This window comes from Echinimonas agarilytica, from assembly GCF_023703465.1.
Lineage (GTDB): Bacteria > Pseudomonadota > Gammaproteobacteria > Enterobacterales > Neiellaceae > Echinimonas > Echinimonas agarilytica.
Genome location: NZ_JAMQGP010000009.1, coordinates 134,458 through 160,935 on the forward strand (window position 1 = coordinate 134,458; position 26,478 = coordinate 160,935).

At 46.1% G+C, this 26,478-nt stretch carries 16 protein-coding genes; all 16 read right to left on the reverse strand.

The features are described 5' to 3' along the window. Positions 1-1,383 (reverse strand): phosphohexomutase domain-containing protein, encoded by a 1,383-nt coding sequence (locus tag NAF29_RS16340; RefSeq protein WP_285817825.1) that lies wholly within the window; start codon positions 1,381-1,383, stop codon positions 1-3. A 2-nt stretch (positions 1,384-1,385) separates the two neighbouring features. Further along, positions 1,386-2,846 (reverse strand): mannose-1-phosphate guanylyltransferase/mannose-6-phosphate isomerase, encoded by a 1,461-nt coding sequence (locus tag NAF29_RS16345; RefSeq protein ID WP_251262701.1) that lies wholly within the window; start codon positions 2,844-2,846, stop codon positions 1,386-1,388. Positions 2,847-2,967: 121 nt separating this feature from the next. Next, positions 2,968-4,038: an alginate lyase family protein gene (locus tag NAF29_RS16350; RefSeq protein WP_251262702.1), complete on the reverse strand. Its 1,071-nt coding sequence runs from the start codon at positions 4,036-4,038 to the stop codon at positions 2,968-2,970. A gap of 20 nt (positions 4,039-4,058) precedes the next feature. Then, a complete protein-coding gene (locus NAF29_RS16355; RefSeq protein ID WP_251262703.1) occupies positions 4,059-5,474 on the reverse strand; it encodes an alginate O-acetyltransferase AlgX-related protein in 1,416 nt (471 codons plus the stop codon). A 1-nt stretch (position 5,475) separates the two neighbouring features. Further along, positions 5,476-6,102: an alginate O-acetyltransferase AlgF gene (locus NAF29_RS16360; protein ID WP_251262704.1), complete on the reverse strand. Its 627-nt coding sequence runs from the start codon at positions 6,100-6,102 to the stop codon at positions 5,476-5,478. A 16-nt stretch (positions 6,103-6,118) separates the two neighbouring features. Beyond that, the gene (locus tag NAF29_RS16365; protein WP_251262705.1) at positions 6,119-7,168 is read right to left on the reverse strand and encodes an alginate O-acetyltransferase AlgX-related protein; all 1,050 of its coding nucleotides are present in this window, start codon (positions 7,166-7,168) and stop codon (positions 6,119-6,121) included. Positions 7,169-7,177: 9 nt separating this feature from the next. Then, positions 7,178-8,590 (reverse strand): MBOAT family O-acyltransferase, encoded by a 1,413-nt coding sequence (locus NAF29_RS16370; RefSeq protein WP_251262706.1) that lies wholly within the window; start codon positions 8,588-8,590, stop codon positions 7,178-7,180. Position 8,591: 1 nt separating this feature from the next. Then, positions 8,592-10,130, reverse strand: a complete 1,539-nt coding sequence (locus NAF29_RS16375) for a right-handed parallel beta-helix repeat-containing protein (protein WP_251262707.1) — start codon at positions 10,128-10,130, stop codon at positions 8,592-8,594. Next, positions 10,130-11,491: an alginate export family protein gene (locus tag NAF29_RS16380; protein ID WP_251262708.1), complete on the reverse strand. Its 1,362-nt coding sequence runs from the start codon at positions 11,489-11,491 to the stop codon at positions 10,130-10,132. The genes NAF29_RS16375 and NAF29_RS16380 overlap by 1 nt, the downstream gene beginning before the upstream one ends. Positions 11,492-11,512: 21 nt before the next feature. After that, entirely contained in the window at positions 11,513-12,862 is a 1,350-nt protein-coding gene (locus NAF29_RS16385; protein WP_251262709.1) for a tetratricopeptide repeat protein, read from the reverse strand. A gap of 2 nt (positions 12,863-12,864) precedes the next feature. Then, the gene (locus NAF29_RS16390; protein WP_251262710.1) at positions 12,865-14,022 is read right to left on the reverse strand and encodes a PilZ domain-containing protein; all 1,158 of its coding nucleotides are present in this window, start codon (positions 14,020-14,022) and stop codon (positions 12,865-12,867) included. Between the two features lie 35 nt (positions 14,023-14,057). After that, a complete protein-coding gene (locus NAF29_RS16395) occupies positions 14,058-15,536 on the reverse strand; it encodes a glycosyltransferase family 2 protein (protein ID WP_251262711.1) in 1,479 nt (492 codons plus the stop codon). A 6-nt stretch (positions 15,537-15,542) separates the two neighbouring features. Then, complete coding sequence (locus NAF29_RS16400; protein ID WP_251262712.1) at positions 15,543-16,853, reverse strand: nucleotide sugar dehydrogenase; 1,311 nt, start codon at positions 16,851-16,853, stop codon at positions 15,543-15,545. 677 nt (positions 16,854-17,530) lie between these two features. Next, entirely contained in the window at positions 17,531-19,390 is a 1,860-nt protein-coding gene (gene recD, locus NAF29_RS16405; RefSeq protein ID WP_251262713.1) for an exodeoxyribonuclease V subunit alpha, read from the reverse strand. Further along, positions 19,387-22,950 carry an exodeoxyribonuclease V subunit beta gene (recB, locus tag NAF29_RS16410; protein WP_251262714.1) on the reverse strand — a complete coding sequence of 1,188 codons (3,564 nt, stop codon included), beginning with the start codon at positions 22,948-22,950 and terminating at the stop codon, positions 19,387-19,389. The genes recD and recB overlap by 4 nt, the downstream gene beginning before the upstream one ends. Then, positions 22,947-26,351 carry an exodeoxyribonuclease V subunit gamma gene (gene recC / locus NAF29_RS16415; protein WP_251262715.1) on the reverse strand — a complete coding sequence of 1,135 codons (3,405 nt, stop codon included), beginning with the start codon at positions 26,349-26,351 and terminating at the stop codon, positions 22,947-22,949. Before recC ends, recB begins: the two co-directional genes overlap by 4 nt. Positions 26,352-26,478: the final 127 nt, after the last annotated feature.

The window sequence follows — 26,478 nt, forward strand, 5'->3', positions numbered from 1 at the left end:
TCACTCTCCTTTTTCGATTAAATCGAGGATTTCAGCTGTTTTTGCCTTCATCAAATCGGCGTTCCCGCGCGATTCAACATTCAGTCGGATCACAGGTTCAGTATTGCTTTTACGAAGGTTGAAACGCCACTGTTCAAAGTCCAAGCCAATGCCGTCCGTGTGGTCAATCGCAATGGCTTCATTCACGAAATGATTGAATATTGTTTCGATCGTGACATCGGCATTTTGAACACGACGATTGATTTCGCCAGACGATGGGAAATTACTCATCATTTGTGCGACTTCTTCCCCCAAAGATGCGCCCTTTTGCATGAGCAAATCCATAACCATTAACCATGGGATCATGCCACTGTCGCAATATGCAAAGTCACGGAAGTAATGATGAGCACTCATTTCGCCTCCATAAATTGCATCTTCTGAACGCATGCGCTCTTTTATAAATGCATGGCCAGTTTTAGATTTAACGGCAATGCCTTGGTGGCGAGAGACTTCTTCTTCGGTGTTCCAAGTCAAGCGCGGGTCATAAATTATTTTGGAACCTGGGTGAGCGTTGAGAAATCCTTTGGCCAACATCGCCACAATGTAGTATCCCTCAATGAATTGGCCGGTTTCATCAAATAAGAAACAGCGGTCAAAATCACCATCCCAAGCAACCCCCATGCTCGCTTTATTGACGATAACGGCATCACTTGTATCTTTTCGGTTTTCGGGTAGCAATGGGTTTGGAATGCCGTTTGGAAATCCGCCATCTGGTTCATTGTGAACTTTCACAAATGAGATAGGCACCCCCATGGCGATAAGGCGATGCTCTAGCGCATCAACCACGTGTCCAGCAGCACCGTTACCTGAGTTCATGACCATTTTTGCGGGCCTCCACTTGGTAAGGTCCACATAACTGAGCAGGTGATCAATGTAGTCATCAAGCACTGAAATTTTTTGGTAAGTCCCGCGAGTTTGCAGCGGATCACCAAACTCATTTTCTTCAACTAAAGATTGAATCTCGCGCAAACCTGTATCACCACTGACAGGTCGGCTGCCCTCGCGAACTAATTTCATGCCGTTGTAGTCAATTGGATTGTGTGATGCTGTGACTTCTATACCGCCATCTAACTCTAAATAGAAGGTGGCAAAGTACACTTCTTCAGTACCTGCTAAGCCTAGATCAACAACATGACATCCTTCATCCAATAAGCCTTGAACCAAGGCCATTTTTAATGCCTCGGATGTCACACGGACATCACCGCCCACCACTACTTTTTGAGGCTTCAAAAATTGAGCATATGCGCGACCGATACGATAAGCGATGTCACCATTAAGCTCTTCACCCAACTTTCCACGAATATCGTAAGCCTTAAAACAGGCTAATTTCTCTATGGTTTCCATAATTAGTTCTCCACTTTATGATTTAAAAGTTGAGTGTTAGGCGTTTCTGCTGGGGTGGAAACACGGCCATAGCGATCATCAATACGTTGAATATCTTGTTCGGTTAAAGCACTACCGGACTGCACTTCGATCATTTCCAAAGGAATTGATCCAGGATTAGATATGCGGTGATATTGACCCACAGCGATGTACGTACTTTCATTTTCAGACAACAAATATGTGTCATTCTCAATGGTCACTTCCGCACAGCCACGCACCACAATCCAGTGCTCTGAACGGTGAAAATGGCGGTGCAATGAACTGCATTGGTTAGGTTCCACAGTTAACTTACGAACGCGGAAGTGTTCGCCCTTGTCCACATCATCATAGTTGCCCCAAGGCTGATAAACCGTACGGTGTTGGGAGAACTCTTTACGATGCTGTGCTTCTAGTGATTTCACTGCCTTTTTGACGTCTTGAACTTTGTTTTTGTTCAACACCATCACAGCATCTTTAGTTTCAACTACAACCACATCTTCCACCCCAATCATAGAGACTAAACGGTTGGTGGAATGGGCATAGCAGTTGTGTGTGTCGATGATTTGGGTATCGCCAATGGCCACATTACCGTTGTCATCTTTGTCTCGCTCAGCCCACAACGAAGACCAGCTACCCACGTCGTTCCAACCTGCATCAAGCGGCACAACCACTGCTTTATCTGTTTGTTCCATCACCGCGATATCAATCGATTCATCAGGGCAGAATGCAAATGTACCTTCATCGATTCGCCAAAATTCTAAGTCTTTAGCTTTACGCTCAAAGGCTAGTTTGGAGGTGTCGTATATGTCGGGGGCATGGAGCGCAAGCTGCTCTAGAAAGACGCTTGGGCGGAACATAAACATGCCGCTATTCCAAAAGTAGTCGCCCGACTCAAGGTAACCTTGCGCTGTTTCCTTATCCGGTTTTTCAACAAAACGATCAACACCGAATACGCTTTGCATGATTTCGTTAGAATCAGATTTGACGTAACCATAACCCGTTTCCGGGGCGTTCGGTGTAATGCCAAAGAGTACAAGCTGGCCTTTTTCTGCCGCTGTTTCAGCAAGTTGCAATGCGGCATGGAATTCTTCGTGTTCACGTATCACGTGATCCGCTGGTAATACCAACATTGTCTCGTCACCCACGCTTTCAAGTACTTGAAAAGCGGCAATCGCAACAGCTGGGGCTGTGTTTCTGCCATAGGGTTCTAAGATAACCGAATTCGCAGTGACCCCCATGTCTTGCAATTGCTCTCTGACCATGAATCGGTGCGCTTCGTTGCACACAATCACTGGGGCAGACAAATTGTCCTGAGGTAACCGCGAAAGCGTATCCTGCATAAGTGAAGAATCAGATACGAGATTAATAAATTGCTTTGGCTGCAATTTGCGTGAAAGTGGCCACAACCTTGACCCACTTCCGCCTGATAAAATGACTGGAATCATAACTCTAGTTCCTTGACTCGATGGTCTCTAAATGAGCTCATAAATAATGAAAACAGTTAAAATTAGTACCGCTCTATCCAATTCAACTCAGAAAATGGTGATCGAACATATACGTTTGTATTCAGTAAATAATGGTTAAGTCTCCTCCCATACGCGTAGAAGCAAGAGGTTTGGCATTTTTCTTCAGCATTACCAAATCAGCATTACTGGTGTTCGGAGAAACATCCGGATAAATGGCCAGCCAGCTCATTCGACCATTCTTTAAATAGTCATAGTCAATTTGACTCACGCCTGTTTTTTGCCGAAATACTTTTGGGTTTGTCACACCTACAACCACCGTATTGACTAAGCGGTCTAATGCGTCTTCGTGGTAACTGGCAGGGTCATCGCCATTGACCTTTAGGAAGGCCGCAATCCCAACTAAAGGCGTTACGGCGTAGTTGTGGTACATGGCCGCACGGCTTGCACGACGAAGCTCGTTCGCTAAAAAGCCTTCACTATCGACCTGTCCCATAGCCGTGTTGAATACATTACGTGACCAAACGTACAAATCTTCTCGATTGAGAAGCGCAGCGGTCGTGATCACTCCCCACGCTGCCCAATAGTCATGATTGTTGATTTTTTTCAGTGGTCGATCGCTGTAATCAATCACGACCTGGTCTGCCATTTGGCCCACCCAGGTTTTCACCTTTGTGTATTTCTTTGAATCATAGTCGGATGCGAGTTGGTCGATTTTGAGCAAACTGGAAGACACAGAAGCCAACGTCCACTTGCGCACGGCTTTGCCTGTGTGGTTGTCGGTTGGCCTTAATAGATCACTATTTTCTGCCCAGTCGTCCAAGTTTGATAGCAAGCAATTCATCGTTGCCTTGCCACGCCCTCTTGCCACAATCAAGTCAACTTTTTTTGCCACAAATTTTTGAAAATCAGTGATCGACTGAGATTGATTTTCATACGCCTGTGTGGCTTTTAGATTAACCTGATCGCGTGCTTTTCCGCTGCCTTCATATCGACTCCGAAATACCAAATCTCCTCGGTAAGGTGATGGCGCATCGCACTTTTTAGAGAGATGTTTATCGTTCAAATTTACTTTTTGCTGGACGCGCAAATAGCCTTCTGGCTGCGCCACAGCAGCCGCATGTGTGACGTATAACATGCTTAGAACGCTCACAAATCGATATATATTTTTCATGCTCTCACCCGCCTTTTGGTTTATATCGTACAGACTCGTACATTGAGTTCTGGGTTGAGTTCATTCTTAGAATCGATATATTCCGACACCGTTTCCCCTTCGACCGAAACCAACTGCATGGCCATTAATCCACCTTTAGGCTTCAACAGGTGAGAAAACAATTTAAAGGTAAATTCGCCACCCGTTTCTGCCCGCGACGGTTTAGAAATTCGTGCAGATTTAACTTGACCGTCGGTGTACCAAAGTTTGAATTCCATGCGGTTCACATCGGGCTCTGAAAATGACACGTCTAAAACGATGTCGTTCAAATTAAGATCTTTGAATTGATCCCCAAAGAACACGCTATTCACATCATCCGACAATTCTTGCAATGGCAGGCTTTGGGTGAGTAACGCTGACTCTTCACTACACCCCATTTCTGCCGAAGGTATAAGCTGTGCAAACATGCCTTTGTCATTCAGGTCGTAATAAGCGGAAACTTCCCAAACGATTAATTTGGGTGGGTTTTCCAAAAACTCGCCTGACTTAAAGTATTTCAGCCAAGCGCCATCATCACCGCCGCCACTAATGGCATAGTTAGTCACAGGGGCTCCGAGTTCTTTCTGTAAAAAACCATGAAAGTTCATGCGTGGGAGTCGAGAGAAACTTGTCCCCAAAAGCACCACTTCAGGCTCTGCAACATCATCAGAAAACAGGCTATCCTCGGAACTGCTCACAACTTCTTCAAAGCCATAACCCTTCACATATTCCAGTACGTACTGTTCATCGCAAAGTTGTTTTATTCCGTCGGCCAAGCCTCCCGTCACCGTGTAGCTGCCCTCTTCTACTATGTTCACATCAAAATCGAGATCAGTGTCGATGAGCTCACTTTCTTTGATAGCGCGAGCAACGTATTCGGCCGATTTTTTGGCACCTTCAGGCTCCCAGTGAATATCGCGCAAGAAGAAAAATGGCGTACTTTGATACTCTTTGATCATGCCTTCGAGATCAGGAACCAAAATTCCCATTTCACGAAACATGTGCAATTTTGCTTCATAGGAGGCTATTGCTTTAGGGTAGTCATACAACCCTTCTGGCACGTCTTTCGGATTCATGAGGCCACGCGTTGGCACGTATAGCATCATTAAAGATGTGCCATGAATTGCTAAGTAATCGCGGAAACGTTTCAGATCGTCGTAGTTTCCATCGGTGTCAAAATCCTCGATAAAGTCTGAAGACGTTCGGTAAACCCAACCATTGTCGCCCTGCACCAAATAACGCAAGGATTTAAGCAGTTCGGTGTTGTAGTTTTCTTCATTTTCCGCCGCCACACATAGCTGTTCAAAGTGTTCAACTTTATATTCCGGCGATGCAACAACATCCTCTTCTGCAAATGCACTGGCAGAGGCGATACTGGTGCATAGTAGTAAATAAATAAGTTTCGCTGTTCGACGCATATTAACGCTCCTCATCGGCCTTAACATAAAGTGCTGCACCACCATTTTTCACAAGGAATAGTGACGTGGCTTGGCCCTTTTTAAGTGCCAACTTCTCTGATGTCAGCATGCTACTGTCGCCTTCAAAAAAGCCAAACGGCATATTGAGAGCATTGATGTCACGGAACCCATAATCTGCACTTTTCACATCTTTGATGACCGGAGTTTTGCCATCTGCGGTTTTCAATGACACATCTTTACCGGTGAGATTGAACAGCTTTAATCGCGCTTTCTTTTTGTTGCTGAAAGCTTCTTCCTTGATTGCATATGCAGATTGACCATCCCAAATAATGGTATGAACAGATTTAGGCGCTGCAGCAACGATGAATGGAGAGCCATTGAAGCTAAGCTTTAATGATGCAGATTCAGTAAAGCCATAAGCAGTCGCACTCAACGGATTAATGCTTTGCAATGTTTCACCCGCTACCGTCACTGCGACAGGGCTTGTATCTGAACTATTAAAAATACGAAAAAATGCGGCGTTTGCCGGAGCCTGCTTACCATAAAGCCCGCCATCTCCAGCGAAGGCTAAAGTTGATCCAAATAGCATGGCCACTAGAGTCGCGGACACTAACAATAACTTTTTCATAATCATTCCCTTGTTTTTAAGCTTTAGTTGGTTCGGCAATTAAGTAACGAACGGGTATTTCCCAAATGACCATTTCAATATCTTCGGCAGTTTCAAGTTCGGTACTGACGTACTCGGCCATCGGTACAAAAGGGCCTTTTCCTACCGATGAATAGTCGAGCACTTCTTGTTGCGTGTGTAGTTGCAGCCAATCGACAAACTTCCAGCGTTTATCTGCGCTGTAACTTGTGCCCACCAGTGCGATCGATTGAGTGCTGTCATCAAATAGCGACAATTCGCCTTGTCCAGACTTCACAATTTCCAATGTTTCAATGGTTTCTGGAGCGGGCGCAAAGTCAGCGAACATGTCTCCGGTTGGAATATAATTTGTTAAATCACCGCTAAACGAGATTTCACCTTTGGGCTCTACCTCATAAATGGCTTCACCGCTAGGCACTAAGCCCGAATTTTTAATAGCTCTGGCTGCGACTTCTGCACCTTTCACTGTCCAATGCGTATCCGTGCGATAGAACACTTTGTCACCGTTATCTTTGGCCCTGATCAGTGGGTCACGTAAATTCACCAATGCCACGCCTTCTCGCTCTAACGTCAGTGCAGAATGGTGATACAAGTTGATTTCGTCATGCATGGATTTCTTGCTCACCAAATCGCCATACACATCCACTTTTTCAGGGATTAAAACAACTAACAACTCGATGCCTTGTGTCGAAAGCTGTTTATCGTATGTGACAATCTGGTCGAGTTTGTTGTTCCATTGGTCTTCATAATCGCTTGGCAGGCGATACTCTTCTGAGCTGAATAACCACTCTGAGTGTCCCACTACAACGCCATCTCGACCTTCATTGAACAACTGGTAATTCACGGTTGCCCAAAAACCGGTGACCCAATCTTTGACCGGAAACTTCTCTTGGTAATGCCCTTCAAGATCCCGAAATAGGCTGCCATCCAGTACTTCGGGCGAGTCTTGGTCAGGCAACTTGATGGCTTTCACAGAAACCACGCCAACCACCAGTACGCATACTCCAAACACAACGCCATTGAGTCCTTTTAGATGCTTCCTTTTCATCACCGGCTCCTAAAATTGAAAGTAAAGAAACGGCGAGTAACTTGATGCAATCAACTTACTCACAGACAACACAAACAACGGGACTTGTGCGGCTAGCAAAACAGCTGCGCCTCTTCGCGACACTTTAAAGCGATCAAAATTAAAGACGCGAATGCGCATGCTGTGAACCACAATCACCGCCACAGCAATTCCAATCGTTATGATTTGAAGTGTTGAAATACTTAAGGCCATGTCCACCGACAAACCGATCTCAGAAGCCCCAAACATTGCGCTATACATGCGAAGCGCTTCAGAAACATCGGTTGCTCGGAACAACACCCAGCCCATCAGCACGAGGAATAGACAGAAAATCCACCGTGTAAATATGAATGGCCCACCAGGCTTAATACCCAGTGCGCGCTCCACCGCGAGCCAGCCTCCATGCCACACGCCCCACAATACAAAGGTCCAGTTTGCGCCATGCCATAAGCCGCCCAACAACATGGTTAAGAACAGATTGCGATATGTGAATAGCTCTCCGCCTCTGGAACCGCCAAGTGGAATGTATAAATAGTCACGCAACCACGACGACAAGCTAATGTGCCAACGGCGCCAAAACTCGGTAATAGATTGACTAATGTAGGGTTGATTGAAGTTTTCAGGAAAACGGAACCCCATCATCAGCCCAAGCCCGATCGCCATGTCGCTGTACCCAGAAAAATCGAAGTAGAGCTGAATGGCGTAAACAATGGCACCGAGCCACGCATCAGCCATGGAGGGATCGGAGCTGCCAAACGCAAAGTCGGCGATGGGTGCGATGGTATCGGCAATAAACACTTTCTTAATAAAGCCTTGCATGAAGCGCGATGCGCCTTCACTAAACTTGGCGTAAGTATGTGTGCGATATTCAAACTGATCGGCCAGATCTTTGTATCGAAGCACCGGGCCAGCAATAAGCTGTGGGAATAACGCAATGAATGCTGCAAAATCGATAAACCGCTTAGTCGGAGGCGTATCTTCGCGATATACATCGACTAAATAACTGATGGCTTGGAAGATATAAAACGAAATACCAATGGGCAGTATGACGTTGCCGAGTGCCAGTGGGTTCGCGCCCATTTCCACCAGTAATGCATTGATAGAATCAACACCAAAGTTTGCGTACTTGAAATAGCCTAACGTCGACAGGTTTCCGACAATACCAAGTGTTAGCCAACGCTTTTTAATAAGCGCTGAAGCTGCACCATCAATACGGATAGCAATGATGTAGTTCCAAAGCGTAACCGCAATGAATAAGGCTAAGAAGTCGACTCGCCACCACGCATAGAAGCTGTAACTGCCAAGTAGAATGACAGCCGACCGATAACGAAACGGTGTGACGTAATACAACCCAAGAAAGAGCGGTAAAAACAAAAATAAGAAGACTGACGATGAGAACACCATATCAAAACTCCTCTTGACGAGTGAGTGATGCCACACCTCGTTCGGTCCAAAGAGCGCGAACGACATCATTGTGATATTTAGCTAAGTCGCCACCAAACTCCAACTGGCCAACTTTGCCGCCGTTATCCTCAATTTTCACGTCGTATAGCGAAAAGTATTCACCATCCTTGATGTAAATTGAGCCACTAGAATTGTGCGCAATAATGCCGCCTTTCACATCACCAGAACTTAATTGTTCGTATGGATCGAGTACCAAATCACGATGCACATGAGAACTTAAGTCACCAATATCGAGATAGATGCCGAAGCCCTTGTTGGACAAAACAACATTGTCTTTCATCACAATATATTGACTATTGCGTGACCGGATGCCGTGAGAACGATTGCGGTAAACCTTGTTGTTAGCAATAAGGTTTGAGTTTGATTCGTAGATTGTGATGCCGTCACCACCGTTGTTGTACACCGTGTTGTTGACGACTTGGTTACGCTCACTCATACGGTCGAGCATGATGCCTGAACGGTAATTACTATGGCTTACGTTGTCGAAAATAAAGCTGTCGTTTACCTGGCGTGAAATAATAATTCCGTGTTTTTCTTTGGTGCCATACACTAAGTTACGTGCAATGATTAAGTGGCTTGAAATATCATGGGGGTCAATGCCATACACCACGTTGTCGATATAGGTATTGTTGATAATCGCGACGTCTTCCGCCTCAAAGCAGTAGAAGCCGTAATATAAATCTACAAAGTCGGTATCAATGAACCAACCGCGTGGCGGCTCATGAAAATCGAAATTGTCGCGTTGGAACATTTCCTCGGAGTGTTTGATCTGATAGCTCGACAAAGTCACGCCAAATGCTTTGGTAGAAAAATAACCAAGGTGGCGAACATCGGCTTTGCTAAAGTATGTTTCACTGTCACCCCACCCCACAAAGTAAGGTCTAAATTTCTTTTTATCACCGGTATACAAGGCCGGTACATTTGATGTTTCGCGCCAGCCTATTAAAGCACTCTCACTTAAAAACAAGTGACCGCCGTTGACCAAAAAGGAACCCCGCTCTTCGGACATTTTAAGCATTTCGCCCTCGATGACCAAAGTTCCGCCAATACTGACCACGATAGGAACAACCGCTAGATATGAACCATCATTTTGCTTAATCAGTAAATCAGGAAATGCGCGGTTAACCTCTTCTAACTCCACAACCCCCTTTGAAATAGTTAACGACGTTGGTACCGTAGATTGTTTGTTTGCCATACCAAACAAACCTTGTCCGCCGTATAGCAAACGCAGCTCAACTTGGCCACGCACATACTCCTGACTGACGCTCCCCTTGGGAAGTTGACGGGCTTTAGTAATTTTTTGTTTGACCGATTCGTGGGTGTACCCAGAAATATCCGGCAAACTGGTTTCTATCACTGGCGTGGACTTCGGGTTTACAGTTTTAACCGCGTAAGAATCAGCAAAGCTGCTTACACTCACCACACAACTCAACGCAATAAGCGCGCCCAAAAAACGAGTAAAAGAATGTGTTTTATACATTACAAGGCTCCTACGACTTCCAAGACCACGCGATACACGCTGCCATCGTTTTCGTTATCAAACGCATCGCCCGGAAAGAATCCAGATCCTCTGATGCGCCAATATTGAACCGGTACGTTGGCGTACGTGTTGTTCAGTGAGTGACGAAGAGATACGTCAATGCCATACCCCACATCATCAGAATCGGTATTCATGTCTAAGGGTTGTGCTCGGCGGTAAATCGGGAAGTCTTCATCGTCTCGCCCAAATTTGGAAATTTGACCTGCCAGCATCAAGTCGCGTTCGAAGGTGTACGATGCGAACATCGCGGCGTGGGTCAAATTCGTTAGATCTGCACGAAGTGCTTCGTTGTATCGGAACAGGTACTGTTTGTTACCCACAAAGCGGCCACGGTTGGTATGCAATCCGGTTTGAACAAACATGTTTGATTCGCCCTGATCAAATCCGCCACTACCTTGGGAATAGGTCATACCGAATGATGCAGGCGCAGATTTGAAGTCGTAACGAGCGCCAATATCCAATGCCCATGCACTGATGTCATGATCTTCTAACGTGATGCCGGAGCCTGAGGTAAAGTCGCTTTCTCCCGACAAGCCTATCCACTCAACGTTATAGGCCCACGAACTCGCGCTTCGGCGCTCCATCCAATTTGAGCCAGCGCCAATGCCATACCAAAGCCACTGACCATTGGCACCATCCGGTGCGCCTGTTTGTACATCGGAAGGCAGATCGTTGCTGTCTTGGTCGGTAAACATGAAACGTAGAAAAACTTGATGATAGGCAGTCCAATCGAAGCTGCCGTCTGCAAATACACGCAGGCGATCTTCATCAATTGCACTTAAGTCATTGTTACTTCGGTATGTGTCCAACCGTTCGCCCACTCCGGTTTGAAACTCAAAACGCGTGGTTTGAAAGCGCCAAACCAGTGACTCTAGTTCGGTATCCCACCACAGCGGGCTAGTTGCAGTAATGCGTTGTAAACCTAGCGTTAAATGCTCATCTGGATAGTCAGTCAAGCCGCCAAAACGGACCCAAGCTTGGCGAAGTTGAACATAGCTATCGGAGCTTGAGCTAGGTTCGGTTCGGCCGGTATCTACGTCGTCGAATGACGAGCTAATTTGACTGGTTGCACCAAACGCTCGGGTATCCACGTAGTACTTCCATTGATCTGAAAAGTCGCCACCGACTTTCAAACCAAGTTCAGTGAATAAGCCCTCTTCTTGTGATTGATCACGAAGAACTCGTTTCGGCAAGCGCTCTGCATCTGCCCCTGCTTTATAGGTAAACAGCACGTCTTGCGCTTGGCTTGTAGTGCTCAGCGCAACGAGCGGTACTAGTATCAGTGTATGTAAATTACGCATAACAATCCCTGTAAATTTGGCTTAGATTTCTTTGTTATTGTCGATACGAGCCATTTGAGTTCGAGACCGTTCATGGTCTAATAATTTCTGTGCTGCGACAGGGTCTGGCATCGACATCCGAGCTTCATTCACCATGTCTGTTAAGTATTGAGATTTAGCGATATCGGCGTTAATACGAGCCATTGAGCCAAACACGTATACATAAGTAGGGTTGAGCATGATCCCAGGTGTGCCATTAAAAGCCCGGGCCAGTTCTGCGTAAGAACGAGGTTCACCGTCTCTCGCTGCCTGCAGCAAATGATCGACGCCTTGCTGTAGTTTTTCTGGACCCAGTTTTCCTGAAAGGTAAAGCCGTCCCAGATAGAACTCCCCTTCGGGAACTGCGGCTGCGCGTTCTAGGTAATATTCAGCTTTGACCGGATCATCAATGACTCGGTAACCTTCGGAATATATTCGCCCCAACAAAATTCCGGCAGTGACATTGCCGTTCGCTTCGATGCGCTCAAGTCCTTCAAATAGAACCTCATTGGGCATCAACAATTTTCTACGAAACTCATATTTTGCGCTCAACATAAAGTTTTGATCATCGTCGGCCGCTGACTGAGATAGTTCTAACCCCTGCAACATTTGGCTTTCACCAAATCTGTCTTTGAGTAAGATCATTGAGGTACGGTACACCACCGATGCGTCTATCTCGCCAGCTTTGTAGCCCTCACTAATAGCGCTGCTGATCAGTTGAATTTGGTCGCTATCGGAAGCGACCTTTGCCAACTTAAGCTCTAACTGAAAACACAAGTTGACCATCTCAGCTTCACTTCTTTGAGCGCACACTTGGTCGACGTAATCTGGGTAGTGTTCCGGATGTTCAATCACATTCAGTACCCTAGCCAGCGTCAAACGATTGGTATCAACATCCTCTAACAATTTGAGCATTAACGGCCGCAGTTCTTCGGTCGAATAGTGATCAGGGTGTTTTGAGTAAAAACGAGCGAGCGAAGGAATCATGTCGCCATATTGGGTTTGGCGCTCCCAAAGTGCGTCATATGCCTTAGGGCGGTAGCGCTCATCTTCATAGCTCATTGCCGATAGCCAGCGCACGTAGCCAATAGCAGCGCGCTCATCGTCTTGCATTAGTCGCCGATAATATGTGCCCGCCTGCTGACGCTTAACCGGATCTTCATTTTTGGTATACAAGTCCGCAAGCGCTCGCGTGGCTTCAAGGTAGCCTTCATCACTGAGTGTTTTTAACTCACGTTCAGCTACTTCTGTTGCGCCCGTTTTTGCTAGCCATTGAGCATGTTTCACATCTTGTGTGAGTTGGCATCCTGCCAAAACAGAAATACCGACCAAAGTTAAAAACAAACGTTTCATGATCACCCCTCGCTCGCAGTGGCTTGACTCACAACGGAAAAGCTTGAGCTATGACCTATCGAGACGTTAACCGGTTGACTCAGCGTATCTAGAGGTAAGGTTTTCTCGGGGATAATCGTTGCAACAACGGTGTTGGTCCGCTCAGCATCAGGCGACATCATTACCGTAGCAATGGTTCCGCTGAAGGTACCTTTCATTCCGGGAAATTCGAGCGACACTTGTTTGCCCTTCACTAACTGCTTTGCATCGGAGTAGTTAAACTTTGCAGCAATGTGTGGGGCAGTGCCTACGCGCGCCAAATCGAACAATACATCGCCTTGAGTGGCAAACTCTCGGTCACGCTTGTTTGCTGCAACAATCTGACAATCGCATGGGCTTTTTACCAGACTATTCAGCTCAGAAGGCAACATTTGTTCAAGCTCTTGGGCACTCAAGTCACCCATATTGGTGCGGTTAACAACTTCATATACTGAAGATGTAATGGTCGCGAGCGGCAAACCTTGTTGAATGGCTTCTGCTGGATTTGCAACTAATTCAAAATAACCATTGGTCGGAGCAAGAACAGGTTCACGTTCGATATCGACCATTGCTGTAATCGCGTGCGTCACAAAGTAGTGCTGATAAAGATTGGTGCAGATGTAACCGAATGCCATAAGGCCAACACATGCCATGGCAGCCGTAGCGCCAAGGGCTCTGACTTTACGCCAACCCGATAAAGCGTCATTACCGCCTTTTTTACGTGATTTGGTAAAGTTGTCGCGGCTGACGGTAGTGAGAATGTCAGAGGTTGTGGTGAGATCTCCAGCAAGGTATTTACTGATAAATAAGCGTAACAACGAAATCTCTTCTTGCCCCAATGCACTAAACTCGCACCCGGCTTTGTTTTCGCCTGAAACCAAATACTTCACTGAAAAGTTGATCGGCAGACGAAATTCAACGGAGTTCAATTTGAATAATAAGTCGCCTTTATAGTGACTGCCGTTGGTGAGTTCATTGCCTACGATAGTGGCTGAAAAACCACTCGCAGACAGATCCATCACCTCCAGCGCGTGGGCCACACCGTTTTTGTCGGTGTAAGTAATTCGAGCCGGGATCTTGACCCGAGCATGTCGCCGTTGCGCTTCGGTTTCGTGTACTAAATTCACTTCTGGCTTAGACATAACAAAATTCCTTTTTTTAACTTGATTCGACTTATTTACACAATGTGCAAAATCACGGCGATAAATATGTTAGCTGCGGCAAATGTCATTAGCGGTGTAGACACTTGGTTAAAGCGCGCTTGGAACGGATCAGCATGCGCTTTGAGTTTTGTTTTCTGCCGTGTCCACGATTGGCGGTCCAACCGGAAATACACGTAGATTTTGACCAATGACCCAAAGATCTGATTGAAATACAGCATGATTGGATAAGCGGGCCCTACTTTGTGACCCGACGCTAGTAACATCAAGGTAATCGCAGTACGGGTAAGTGAAATCCACAGTAGATACACAATCAGATAGATCACGTCATACTTGAAAGCCGCAACTATGGATGCTGTGAGGCCCAAAATACTGGTCCACATAGAGACTCGCTGGTCCCACAATACGTAGTAAGTGAGTGCACCAAGACGGCTCAGACCTAATCTCGTGGCCCTGGAATTTTGGCGCAACGAATTGCCATACCAACGGAACATCAACTGGCGCGCCGCACGTAAGAAATTTTTGTCGGGTGGGTGTTCAACAGTGTTGATGATGGCGTCGGGTACGTAATAAGTATCCCAGCCTTGTCGCATCATCGAGAACCAGCTGGATTTGTCGTCTCCGGTGAGAAATTTGAATTGTCCCAATCGCCAATGAGTGAGGTTGTCGCTTTCAACATCGTCAATAAAGTCGTGTTGTGTCACAACCGCAGCGCGGAACATCGACATACGGCCTGTTAAGGTAAGAACCCGCTTAGATAAGCTCATTGAACACATATTGATGTGGCGTTGTGCAAATCTCAGCTTGTGCCACTGGCTCATCCAATAAGTGCCTAAAACATCGCAATATTCATTGGTTGTTAGAGCGCCTACGTTAGGAAAGAGCGAGAAATATGGCACGCAGTTTTTAACCACGTCTTTTTCCAACACGGTGTCGCCGTCTACTACAGCAACAAGAGCTGTGGCGTCCGGAAGATCACGAGCGATCGTTCTAAAGCCGTAGGCTAAACCGTCGCGTTTTCCTGTGCCCGGAATACGAACAATACGTAATTTAATACTTTCGTCTGGTTTTAACTCTTCCCAGAGTGCAGTGAAGATGAGCTCATCACTCATTTCAACAATGGACGCAACTACCGTTGTTGGATAGCCACATGCCATTGCCTCGCGAATAATTGATTCATACACCATTGCGGTTGTTTTGGCGTCAATTCGAAAGCTAGTGACCATCAAATAGATATGAGATGGTGGTTTTTTAGCTAACGCTTTAGCGCCGCGTCTGCGGTGAATTGGAAACATCACATAGAGGAAGAACAAACCTCGCAGGTAATGCATGATTCCTACACCGTAACGCCACAAACCGATGGCACCAATAATGAGCAAGTAATCCGGATGAGCTTCATCGAAAACTGTTGGAGGGACCAGCAACGCCAGCCCTCCAATGGCTGACAACAGTAGCGACCATCCGAAAACTGCTTTTAACAAGTTTTCTGGACGCATAAAGAATTACCAGCAAATGCCCTGCTTGTTACCAATCGACTTTTCGTTCATGAAGCCGGTCAAATCGAGAACTTCGTGGTCCCCATTGATTGACGCGAGTACTTCGCTGAACGCTTTGTCGCCGTTCCCCAAGACAATAAAGTCTGAATTGTCGATCACTTCTTTGATGTCGGTGTGCAGAAGTGACGAAATGTGTGGGATTTTCTTTTCGATGTGTTCTTTGTTCGCACCATGAACTTTTGCATAGCTTACATTCGCGTCAAAGATTTTCAGATCGTAGCCTTTACCGAGTAACATTTCTGCTAACTCAACTTGTGGTGCTTCACGCAAATCGTCTGTGCCAGCTTTAAAGCTGAGACCTAACAATCCTACTTTCTTACGACCTGAACGCTCAATCAATTTATAAGCATTACGAACATGGTTTTCGTTGCTCACCATGACAGAACCAAGCAGTGGTGTTTTTACGTCCAGTTGCGACGCGCGATAACTTAAAGCACGCACATCTTTGGGCAAGCAAGATCCGCCAAAGGCGAAACCAGGACGCATGTAATAAGACGAGATGTTCAGTTTAGTGTCGGTACAAACAATATCCATCACCTCACGACCATCAACACCAGACGCTTTAGCAATACTGCCAATTTCATTTGCAAACGATACTTTAACCGCATGCCAAACATTACAGGTGTACTTGACCATTTCAGCTGTTTCAATGTTCTTAATGAACATCGGTGCATCTAAGTCCGAGTAAAGCTCTGTAAGTTGAGCCGCAGACACATCGTCCAAACAACCTACAACTGTCATAGGCGGATGATCGTAATCATCAATCGCAGTGCTCTCACGTAAAAACTCGGGGTTCACTGCTAAACCGAAATCAATACCGGCACGCATCCCTGTGTAGTCTTCCAATACCGGACGAACGACTCCCATGACTGAACCCGGCAATACTGTGCTTCGGATCACCACAGTGTGATGAGTTCCCTTGGCTTTAATCGCTTCACCGATGTCTTTACACACCAAACGAATGTATTCGAGGTTCAAATTTCCATTAGGTTGTGATGGTGTTGGCACAGCAACAAATGAAATGTCAGTTTCAGCAACCGCACGCATTGCATCCGTAGTTGCTTCAATTGCACCCGACTCAACGCCAGCGGTTAATAGCTCGCCTAGGCCTGGTTCAACAATTGGAGATTTACCCGCGTTAATCATGTCAACTTTGCTTTCAACAACGTCAACGCCGATTACTTTATGACCGCGATTGGCCAGACAGGCCGTACAAACGGCACCCACATACCCCATTCCGAAAATACTTACACGCATGGCTCGCTCCTTGGTCTTTTGTGCAGTAGTACGAACATGTTTTGTGAAGCATTAAGAGCTTCATGTTCGAAATTATGTAATTTGTTTCGTAAGGCATCTGAATACGTGTTGGTGATCACAACCAGTTGCGAACAATAATTGGAGTTTTGAATTGTCATCCATCAAAAGCTTCTCCATTTAAATCGCTAAAAAGTGAGATTTACGTCTTACTTTTTGTGCGATTTAGATCACATTGTTAGTGTTGTAACGACTTGAAAAGCTGTCAAATAATTTTTTTTAAAAAAAAATAATTGATTTAAATCAAGTGATTATTTTTCACACACAACTCAAATCAACTAACATTAACCACCAAAAGGTAACTTTAGGTTGTTAAAAATGTAAATAATTTGTGATCGAATGATAATTATTTGTTAACAAATTCTGGCGGATTAAAATTTGATCAGCAAAACAATACGTTATAGAGGGGGAGAGCAAAGCATAGGCGCTGACAATTAGGGTTATGAACAAAATTTAATCAAAAAACTGACTTTTAAAGCAGTTTCGGTGTTTCAAGCCGCTATATTGGCATTACTGAACACAACACCTAACGCTCACGAAAAAAGGCAGGAGCTAATAGTGCTCTACCCTGTTTTTTGTTTATTAAACGGTGGGGTATTTACGTATTAAAGTGCAATAGACTATTTAAGCCGATACGTAAGTCCTGAAATTCTTTCTATGGACTGCATAATTGACAACCTGATAGAAGCCATGCTGGTCGAGAGCGACACTTTAGATTTTGCGCGAGTAATACCTGTGTAGAGAAGCTCTCGAGTAAGGAGTTTGCCATACCTTTGCGCATCGGGCAGCGCAATAGCAATGTGTTCAAATTCAGAACCCTGAGACTTGTGAATCGTCATCGCATAAGCAGTTTCATGTGCGGGTAATCGGGTGGGTAAAATAGCACGAACTGAACCGTCGGACTGCGGGAAATAAACTCTTAATTCCAGTGATTCTGAAGAAGCGGGCAGTACAATACCAATGTCGCCGTTAAACAGCTTTACATTATAATCATTGCGCTGAATCATAATCGGTCGGCCACTATAGAATTCGGTATCTGCGGGGATCAGTCCGTTGCGCCTTAACTGCTGTTCGATTGCCTCGTTAATGGCATGCGTTCCGAGCTCTCCATTACGACTTGCACATAAAACCCTGAACCGGTCAAACGTGTTTAAAACCAACCGATGGTCTTGCCCTACTACATTAAAGAAGGGTTGATAGGCAGCCATACTCAATGAAATAAGTGATGAAAACCCGTTTGGTATTAACTCAACATCTGCATGAGTATGTTCTTCGAGCACTGCCTGAGCTAAATCAACGGCTCCCTGATTGACGGCATTTGCCAACGCACCAATACCACCACCAAAGCGGTAACTTTTTTGTAGCATGCATAAACAATTATCGATTTGGCGTGCCGATTGTTGATCAATATGCTCAGCATAATCTGTACCGTTGAGCTGTGTTAGAGTCGCTCCAACCGTTGGTGAATAACGCATATGAATGGGTGTCTTTTGGGTATTGATTGAACTGCATATATCTCCGAGTACACTCCCTGCTTCCACTGATGATAACTGGTCCTTATCGCCCAACAATACAATCCTGCAATGTTCAGGGAGTGCATCTAATAGCTTTGCCATCATTGGCAAATCGACCATTGACGCCTCATCTACGACGAGCAGGTCGATATGTAATTTGTTTTGATGTGAATGCCTAAATGCCACTGAATTCGGAATTGCGCCAAGCAGGCGATGAATTGTACTGGCTTGCTCAGGGATCAATCTTTTGATGGTGTCATCAACTACCAAATGACCTTTTGCAGATCGAATCGACTCAGTCATGCGAACTGCCGCCTTGCCTGTGGGGGCTACAAGGCGTATCACAAAGTTTTCAGCATTGATTTGCTGCTGTAAGATCAAGGCCAGTAATCGGATCACCGTGGTCGTTTTACCTGTGCCAGGCCCTCCAGTAATCACCACGAGTTGCTTCATGAGCGCGAGTACACAGGCGGTCTTTTGCCAATCCACATCGTGACTAGATCCATCAAACAACGCGTTCAATTGATGAATCACAGTTTCTGGCTGAATCGTATATTGATGCGCAGAACGTTGATTTAACCCAGCTGCCACCTTATTTTCGTAATGCCAATAACGTGCTAAATATAAGCGGCTGGAGTCGATAATGAGCGGTGCAATACCATCGTCCATGAGCGGTGTTTGTTGCACAAACGACTCAGCATTCAGTTGGTGTTTCCACTCATCTAACTCAGGCAAAGTCATACTTGGACCCTTTGGCCACAATAGAACGTGAGTTTCAGCTAATGTGGCCATATCGATGCACACATGATTATCGCCATGAGAACGGCTGAGTAAGTAACCAGTGGTGACTAGCAATGACGAAGCTTGATGAGCTTTTTGTAACAAATGCCGTGTAAATTGATAATCAATGGCTCGAATGAGCCCGGCCGAAGCTGCGCGTTCAAGATCGTCAAGCGTGACACTCATAATTGCGTCTCCGAGTTTGTGCTCCGCGTGCCCAGTAGTTCATCTAATTGTTCAATGAGCGCTTGATGGGGCCTAAGTTTGATCACCCCCGTCTCGCCACCATTGGTTTCAGACATGCCCCGCAAAAACAAATACACGCCCCCGCCGATGTGATCTTGATAGCGATAGTTGTCGCCCATTCTTTGTTTTAACAAACGATGCAATGCCAACGTATAAAACACCAACTGGGCATCATAACGGTGCTCTGCCATTGCTCTGGACATATTCTCTTGGCTGTAACATTCAAGTTGATAACCGAGGTGATTTGATTTGTAGTCACAGACATAGAACTTGCCCTGCCATTCATAGGTTAAGTCGATAAACCCTTTCATCAAGCCGTGAAAAGCATCAAAACTCAAAGGCTTTACCGGGCAGCCTAATACCGGGTAGCGCGCCAATAGACCATTAAATCGATGAGCATCTACTTGATGCACAACGCTCATATGAAATTCCATTTCCGGTAATGCCTGTGCTGGGTGTAAGTCACGCATTGATTTGCCACCATCAAGCATTGGGGTAGCTAACACATCCGCTAGCCAATCGGTGACAATAGGCTGCCAAAATTGAGCTTCATCAATGCCTGATGCATGCAATTCCGCGCCCACAATGTCGTACAATTCCTGCGATGTGCAATCACTAAATTGCTGATATTCGAGCATATTATGTAATGCGTTGCCAGCCTGCGCTCCTTTTACAAAAGTAAAACGGTCAGCCCTCCCATCGTGTTGATCTTGGCTCGTACTGTCGGGGGTTATCGGAGTTTCAAACTCATCATTCATTCCCGGTACGATATCCACCGACGAATGTTTATGTGAAGCTAATGCTGAGTAACTGGTGAGACGCCACTGTTGTTCAAGCTGACCGGTAAAGCGTTTGGCGCTAAAGGTTTGTTCAATAGGCTGCGTGCCCTTTTCAAGTGACGTTGAACATGCCGTATAAGGCATTGACGCAATCGCACCATTCGATGTCTGACAAAGTTGTTGTATTGAGCGCGCGATTTGTTCTGGTTCTGCATCAGGGCTATTTAGTAGGTACCCTAAGGCGCTTGCAGAGTGGCTACTACGTTGTTGCGCTAAGCCAATATAGCAGCTGTATACTGCTCTGGTCACAGCCACATAAAACAACCGAATTTCCTCGGCTAAGCGTTCTTTGTCTGCTCGTTGAAGACCGGCTTCGGGATTGGAGAAATCAACCATGGTTTTCCCTTGGTCCGGATAAATAGCCTCACGAGTATCGCGACGAGCGAGGCCGAATGGAATCATCACCACAGGATATTCCAAGCCTTTGCTCGCGTGGATGGTCACGATTTGAACTAAATCGCTATCGCTTTCTAGGCGCCGCTGTTGCGAACGATTATTGTTGTCTGGCTCTTGAACCGTCCGCCGAAAGTAACGCAATAAGCTTTGTGTTCCTTCGAGCTTCAATGATTGAGCTTGCAGTAGTTCTGATGCATGCATCAAATCGGCAAGTTGGCGTTCACCATTCAGCGTGTCGGCCATTAAATGCGAGGCGATTTGGTAGTCGTCCATCCACCGATGAATCGCCGCTAGCACGCCTTGTTTGTGCCAAATCGTATGAAATGTTGAGAACTGACTTTGATGGAATTGCCATAGCGCTTCGTTATTTCGAATATGCGACAATTCTGATGCCGTTAAGCACGCGATGGAATTGGCAAGCGCAGCCATTAACAGTCGTTCATTGCGTGGCTCGTGGAATGCTTCCAGCACACGCAGTAGCTCGGTCGCAATGCCTGTTGAGAACACACTATCGCGACTTAAGAAAACACTTCTTACCTGACGCGCGCGCAATTGTTGTGCTACGGCTTCAGCCTCAAATCGGTCTCTCACTAGAATGGCGATATCACCTGGTGTTACCGGCTTGTTCCCCATCAAAGCACGACCTTGATTGCCGCCATTGAGCAGTAATGCTACTTGTTCTGCACACATATCTGCGGCACTGTTGCCCACCATCAACTCGGGTTCAAACGTCCAAAAATTTAAACCTGCTTGGCTTTGGTGATCGACTATCAAATTACCTTTTTGGCCCTTATCTTTACTTTGCACGGGTTCATATTGAATGTGCGTATCGACAAATTCGTCCGCCAAGCACTGACCAAACAAATGATTAATGCTCGCCACCATGCACTCTGTGGAGCGGTAGTTGGTATCCAATGAAAGGTGTCTATCGCTGGATGTACCTGTTTTCGCCATACCATAGGTATGAATATCGCCACCGCGAAACGAATAGATCGATTGCTTTGGATCCCCGATCATCAGCCACGAATACGAATCAGGTTCAGCCACTTTGTAAATATGTTCGAAAATTCCAAATTGTAACGGGTCAGTATCTTGAAACTCGTCAATCATCGCCACAGGATATTGTTGCAATAGTGCTTTGCCAAGCTCCTGCCCTTGCCCGTCCAGATGAAGTGCTTCGTGTAATACACGCATCAAATCATCAGGCGCTAGCATTTGCAATTTTTGCTTTTCTGCCATGACTTGTTCAGAAATTGTCTTCAGCGCCTGACTTAATAAAGCAGGGCGAAAACCGTGTTGGGCTTCAAATTCATCCCAACTTTGGAGCAATCGCTCGACTGTTGATAGACCTAATTTAGCCACATCGGCTTTTTCTACGACCTGCTTCTTTATATAGTTGATGGACGCTTTTGGTGGTGATACAGGCGTCGGGCCTCTGAGCCAATCAGATAAAGATTGGATATGTCCATCAATTGAACTGCTGCGCGCTCTGGGAATCGACTTTAATTCTTGGTTACAGGTGTCAATCAATAACGCCCATTTTTTGGCATATCCGAGCCATTGTTCGAGCCGTTGTTGGCGCAGCGAATCTGCCAGTTCACCCACCGATAAGTTTGAGGGCGCTGGGTTTGAGGTCAGCGATTTAAGTGATAACAGCCCCTTTATCTGGCGCATTAAATTTGCCGGGCTGGGTGCTTGTGCACCGTTTTTCATCGGTTTCTTTAATGCCGCCACGACTTCCAGGTAAGCATCGCCTGTGAGCGGATACAGTAATTGCCGCCAAAAATCTTCTGCGGCTTGGCTAATCAGAGAATCTTCGTCCTCAAGCAGCTCGTTCACTGCACCACTTGCGGTGCTAAAAGCGTTCCGCGTCAACGCGCGGTGACAAAATCCATGAATGGTAAAGATTGCAGCATCATCCATGGTCTTTTCAGCCGCATACAGACGTTTCAATACTTCTTCTTTTTGATCGCGGTACGTGCTGAGCAGATGTTCGATGACATCGTCGTTCTGGGCTTTTTTACCGCGAAAACAAGCCACTGCTTCATGTAGACGCTGCCGAATTCTGTCGCGTAACTCGGCGGTGGCGGCGCGCGTAAAAGTAACCACTAAGATTTTATCGGTGGTCAGAGGCTTATCGAATGGCTGTTCGACAATATAACGCAAGTACAAACTGGCGATGGTATAGGTCTTTCCTGTGCCAGCGCTGGCTTCTATCAGCGTGCGTCCCGTGAGATCTAAACTATTGGCGTTTAGCTGAATCATTGGCCTGCCTCTAATCGCTCGACTAACTGCGCGTGCTTTGGACTGGTGGTATATCGGCCCCTGACTTTAAAGGTTTCAGAATAGTGCGCAATGGGACCGAGTAAGCGTTGCGAAAGCTCGGTAAACTCTGGCCAAACATCGTCGAGGTTTGGGTAGCAACGTTGAATATAAGCATTCTCGCCTTCACCGGGTATATGACCAAAGTTGGCAATCCAATTGCCGAGAACCGAGGCTTTGATTTCCTCTGCGTCCTTAGCGGCCTCTTGGTGTTGCATAAAACGATGTGCCGACTCGACAAAAAATGGCAAAGGCCGCGACAGCCCTTGTTGATAAATGCCGACATAGTCAGCCAATAATTGTTTCGCTTCGTCTTTAGCAATGGGCATGAAGATTCGACCGCGTTCACTGTCTAGCGCCCATGTTTCACAGGCATGTGACTGCGTGGCGCACACCGCTACATGTCTTATCCATGCGCGCATGACGTCACGTCCTTTAAGCGAACCTGGTTTGACGTAACAATATTTACCAGCATGACCTGCAGGTACAGAACCGGCAACGAGCTGCAGACCCACATGGATGCGCAATTCTTCGAAGTTGTTTAGGTTGGCATTCAATTGAGGTAGTAACACCAACAAACTTGCTATTGATTCTGAAGCGTTAGTGAGTTCCATTTCGCCTGCTTCTGCCACTGGTAACGCACCGCTATGACGGTAATTTTGCATAAAGCGCTGGGTGTTTTTAGCGTCCCCCGTCAACCCGGCTGATAACGCACGATCTTTTAAGTACCAACGTTCGAGTGCATCTAATTCAAACGGCTCGTTATCTTCATCGGTATCACTTAATTCATCAAAATAGACGCCGAGTTGGCGCTGCAAAAACACTTCACATGGCTTGGTCAGCATGGCTTCGAGCTGCCGCATTTCAATGACATTATCAGACGCTTCTACGAAGAGCGGTTGTTCACAGAATGGTGCTGCAGAGGGTTTGTGTTGGAGTGCTTTCATCCATTGTACTGCGTAACTTTGCGGATTGGTTTCATCAAAATAACGCGGATGAAATGGCTGCAATGCATGATGTGTCGTCATTTCTCTCAGTAGTGTGTTGGCGGCGGTTTCAGGCGGAAATTCTTGGTGTCCATCAATACACCAGCTTTCTGCCATGTAATCTCGTAATTCTGAGACAAGAATTGACGGTGGCAATTCACTATCATCTCGAATATCACGCCCAACCCAACTGATATGCAGGTGCTGCCGTGCTGATAACAGTGCCTCCAAGAACAAATAACGATCGTCTAGCCGCCGTGAACGGTCGCCTCGGCGACGTTCGTTCTGCATCAAATCAAAACTCACTGGTGTTGCAACACGGGGAAACATGCCATCGTTCATCCCTAATAGGCACACCACTTTGAATGGAATTGTTCGCATTGGCATCAGCGTACAAAAATTTAGCGCCCCGGCTCGAAAACGTTTACCGGATTGCGCTGCCGTCAAATTTTGCTTGAGATAATCTCGCACGACTAAAGCACTGACTTCGTCTTCGAATTGCGCTGTTTGCGCGCCTTGATGAAACCGTTCAAGCGATCGTGACGCTCGTTGTAACATGATCTGTTCATCCGAGTCGGCCTGATAAAAACGCGCCATGAGTGCCGCAATAGTTGCTGTCCAGTCGCCGATGCTACGCGGCTGTTGTAAGGCTTCTCGGGTAACGTCTAGCGCATCCACAAACATCATCAGCTTTCCGACCAATTCGCCGTTGCTCCCTTCAACTTCAATGTACGGCAGTGATTGGTCAAACATGCCTTGGTCAGGGTGCATGGCATACCCTGCCATGAGCCGGTCGATGCCAAACTGCCAGCTGTTTTGCGAATATTGCCCCACGCCCAGGTCCGCACGTTGTTTACCATCGCGTCCCCATCGCACGCCTACTTCATTCAACCAATGTTTGACCGACTCGAGATCAACTTCGTCCATTTCAAATCGTTTAAGAACGGCTGGAATTTCGAGAATAGACATAATTTCGCTGGCTTGAAAACGGCTGTCTGGCAGACTCAGCAGCCGGATCAAAGAATCCAGTAAAGGTGACTCTTGGATGGCTGATAGATCGTTGATGCTGTAAGGAATAAATACGTCATTTTGTTTGGCAGCAAGGACGGTATGAATAAAGGGTGCATACAAACCAACGTCAGGCATCATGATGAGAACATCATTAGGCGTAAGCATTGGATCTTGATCAAACAGGTGCAGTAACTGATCTTTCAGCGCTTCTACTTCGCGCATTGGCGAGTAACAACTGTGAAACTGAACGTTGTTAAGTTCACTTAATTTGAGTGGAACCTTTCCAAGATTTGAACCCAGTTGCTCAACGTTCAGCGCCTCAAATTGCTGACGACAATGCAAATTAAGTATTTCTGTTTGCAGTGCACATAATGCACCAGTACTCGGGTAATCGGGGTATTCTTCAATCAGATCGGCATCGAGTTGTTCGTACATTAACGAAAGATGTTCGCGCCCAAGGGTACCCATCGCTGCAAGCAATGGGTTACCCACAAGAAAGTATCTCGACTCTTCGAGTTCATCGAGATGAATATACTTTGCGTCTGCCGCTAATTTTGCTTTGGTTTTTGGATCTATAATATCGAGCCAGAATTCTCGACAGGGGTTGAGCTGAAACCAATGCACATCAATATGCCGACCCAGCCCATTAATAAGAAGTAAGGTTTGTTCTGGCATGGCGCTAATACCAAAAATGACAATCCTTTTTGGTAAACTAGAAACATCTAGCGGCTCGCTAGCATTCAAGGTTTCAATGGTTTCTTGTAGCAATCGACCGCGGTGTAACTTGCATCCTGTGTTGTCCACAATGGCATTAGCCACGGCCTGCCACAACAGCGCTTGCCAATGGTGTGCTTCGGGTATTTTGTCTAGCCCTTCTCCATTTTCCCAATGAGATATCCAGTCGGGCCGATACATTAAATATTGATCAAATATATCAGCAATACTGCCGCTCAACTGATAGAGCTTTAACTGCCCTTCTGGTGTTCCAAGTTGGTCGAGATAACGATGGGTCCAAGTAAAGCTGGGGTGGTGTTGAAACCCGGGCAGCAACTGCATAATCTGCCATGTTATCTGATCTTTACTAAAGGGCGTTTGCTCAGGAATCTGGGATTTAAATAAGGCATGAAATACCCGCCACATGAATGATGAAGGCAACGGAAATTCGACATTTGCTGCAATACCATGCGCTTGGGCCAATTCAATTTTTAACCACTGTGCCATATCTGGGTTTTGAACCAATATGTGTTCCGGATCTAATACCGACATTGTAGGCAATGGCTGCCGCAACACATGGCTTAGGCCATGCAGCAAAACTTCTGTAAGATTTGATTGATATATATGCAGCATTGGTTTGATTTATAACCAGAATTTCATTAGAACACCGACGCCATTCAGAGGCCGTTATAAGGCCATCACTGTACCACTGTTTAAGGCATTGTGAGAACCTATTCGATCACCGCGTCCGCTCTATTCA

Coding starts and splice junctions, on each gene's coding strand:
- NAF29_RS16340 (WP_285817825.1), bottom strand. CDS start 1,383: ATGGAAACCATAGAGAAATTAGCCTGTTTTAAGGCTTACGATATTCGT.
- NAF29_RS16345 (WP_251262701.1), bottom strand. CDS start 2,846: ATGATTCCAGTCATTTTATCAGGCGGAAGTGGGTCAAGGTTGTGGCCA.
- NAF29_RS16350 (WP_251262702.1), bottom strand. CDS start 4,038: ATGAAAAATATATATCGATTTGTGAGCGTTCTAAGCATGTTATACGTC.
- NAF29_RS16355 (WP_251262703.1), bottom strand. CDS start 5,474: ATGCGTCGAACAGCGAAACTTATTTATTTACTACTATGCACCAGTATC.
- NAF29_RS16360 (WP_251262704.1), bottom strand. CDS start 6,102: ATGAAAAAGTTATTGTTAGTGTCCGCGACTCTAGTGGCCATGCTATTT.
- NAF29_RS16365 (WP_251262705.1), bottom strand. CDS start 7,168: ATGAAAAGGAAGCATCTAAAAGGACTCAATGGCGTTGTGTTTGGAGTA.
- NAF29_RS16370 (WP_251262706.1), bottom strand. CDS start 8,590: ATGGTGTTCTCATCGTCAGTCTTCTTATTTTTGTTTTTACCGCTCTTT.
- NAF29_RS16375 (WP_251262707.1), bottom strand. CDS start 10,130: ATGTATAAAACACATTCTTTTACTCGTTTTTTGGGCGCGCTTATTGCG.
- NAF29_RS16380 (WP_251262708.1), bottom strand. CDS start 11,491: ATGCGTAATTTACATACACTGATACTAGTACCGCTCGTTGCGCTGAGC.
- NAF29_RS16385 (WP_251262709.1), bottom strand. CDS start 12,862: ATGAAACGTTTGTTTTTAACTTTGGTCGGTATTTCTGTTTTGGCAGGA.
- NAF29_RS16390 (WP_251262710.1), bottom strand. CDS start 14,022: ATGTCTAAGCCAGAAGTGAATTTAGTACACGAAACCGAAGCGCAACGG.
- NAF29_RS16395 (WP_251262711.1), bottom strand. CDS start 15,536: ATGCGTCCAGAAAACTTGTTAAAAGCAGTTTTCGGATGGTCGCTACTG.
- NAF29_RS16400 (WP_251262712.1), bottom strand. CDS start 16,853: ATGCGTGTAAGTATTTTCGGAATGGGGTATGTGGGTGCCGTTTGTACG.
- recD (WP_251262713.1), bottom strand. CDS start 19,390: ATGAGTGTCACGCTTGACGATCTTGAACGCGCAGCTTCGGCCGGGCTC.
- recB (WP_251262714.1), bottom strand. CDS start 22,950: ATGATTCAGCTAAACGCCAATAGTTTAGATCTCACGGGACGCACGCTG.
- recC (WP_251262715.1), bottom strand. CDS start 26,351: ATGCTGCATATATATCAATCAAATCTTACAGAAGTTTTGCTGCATGGC.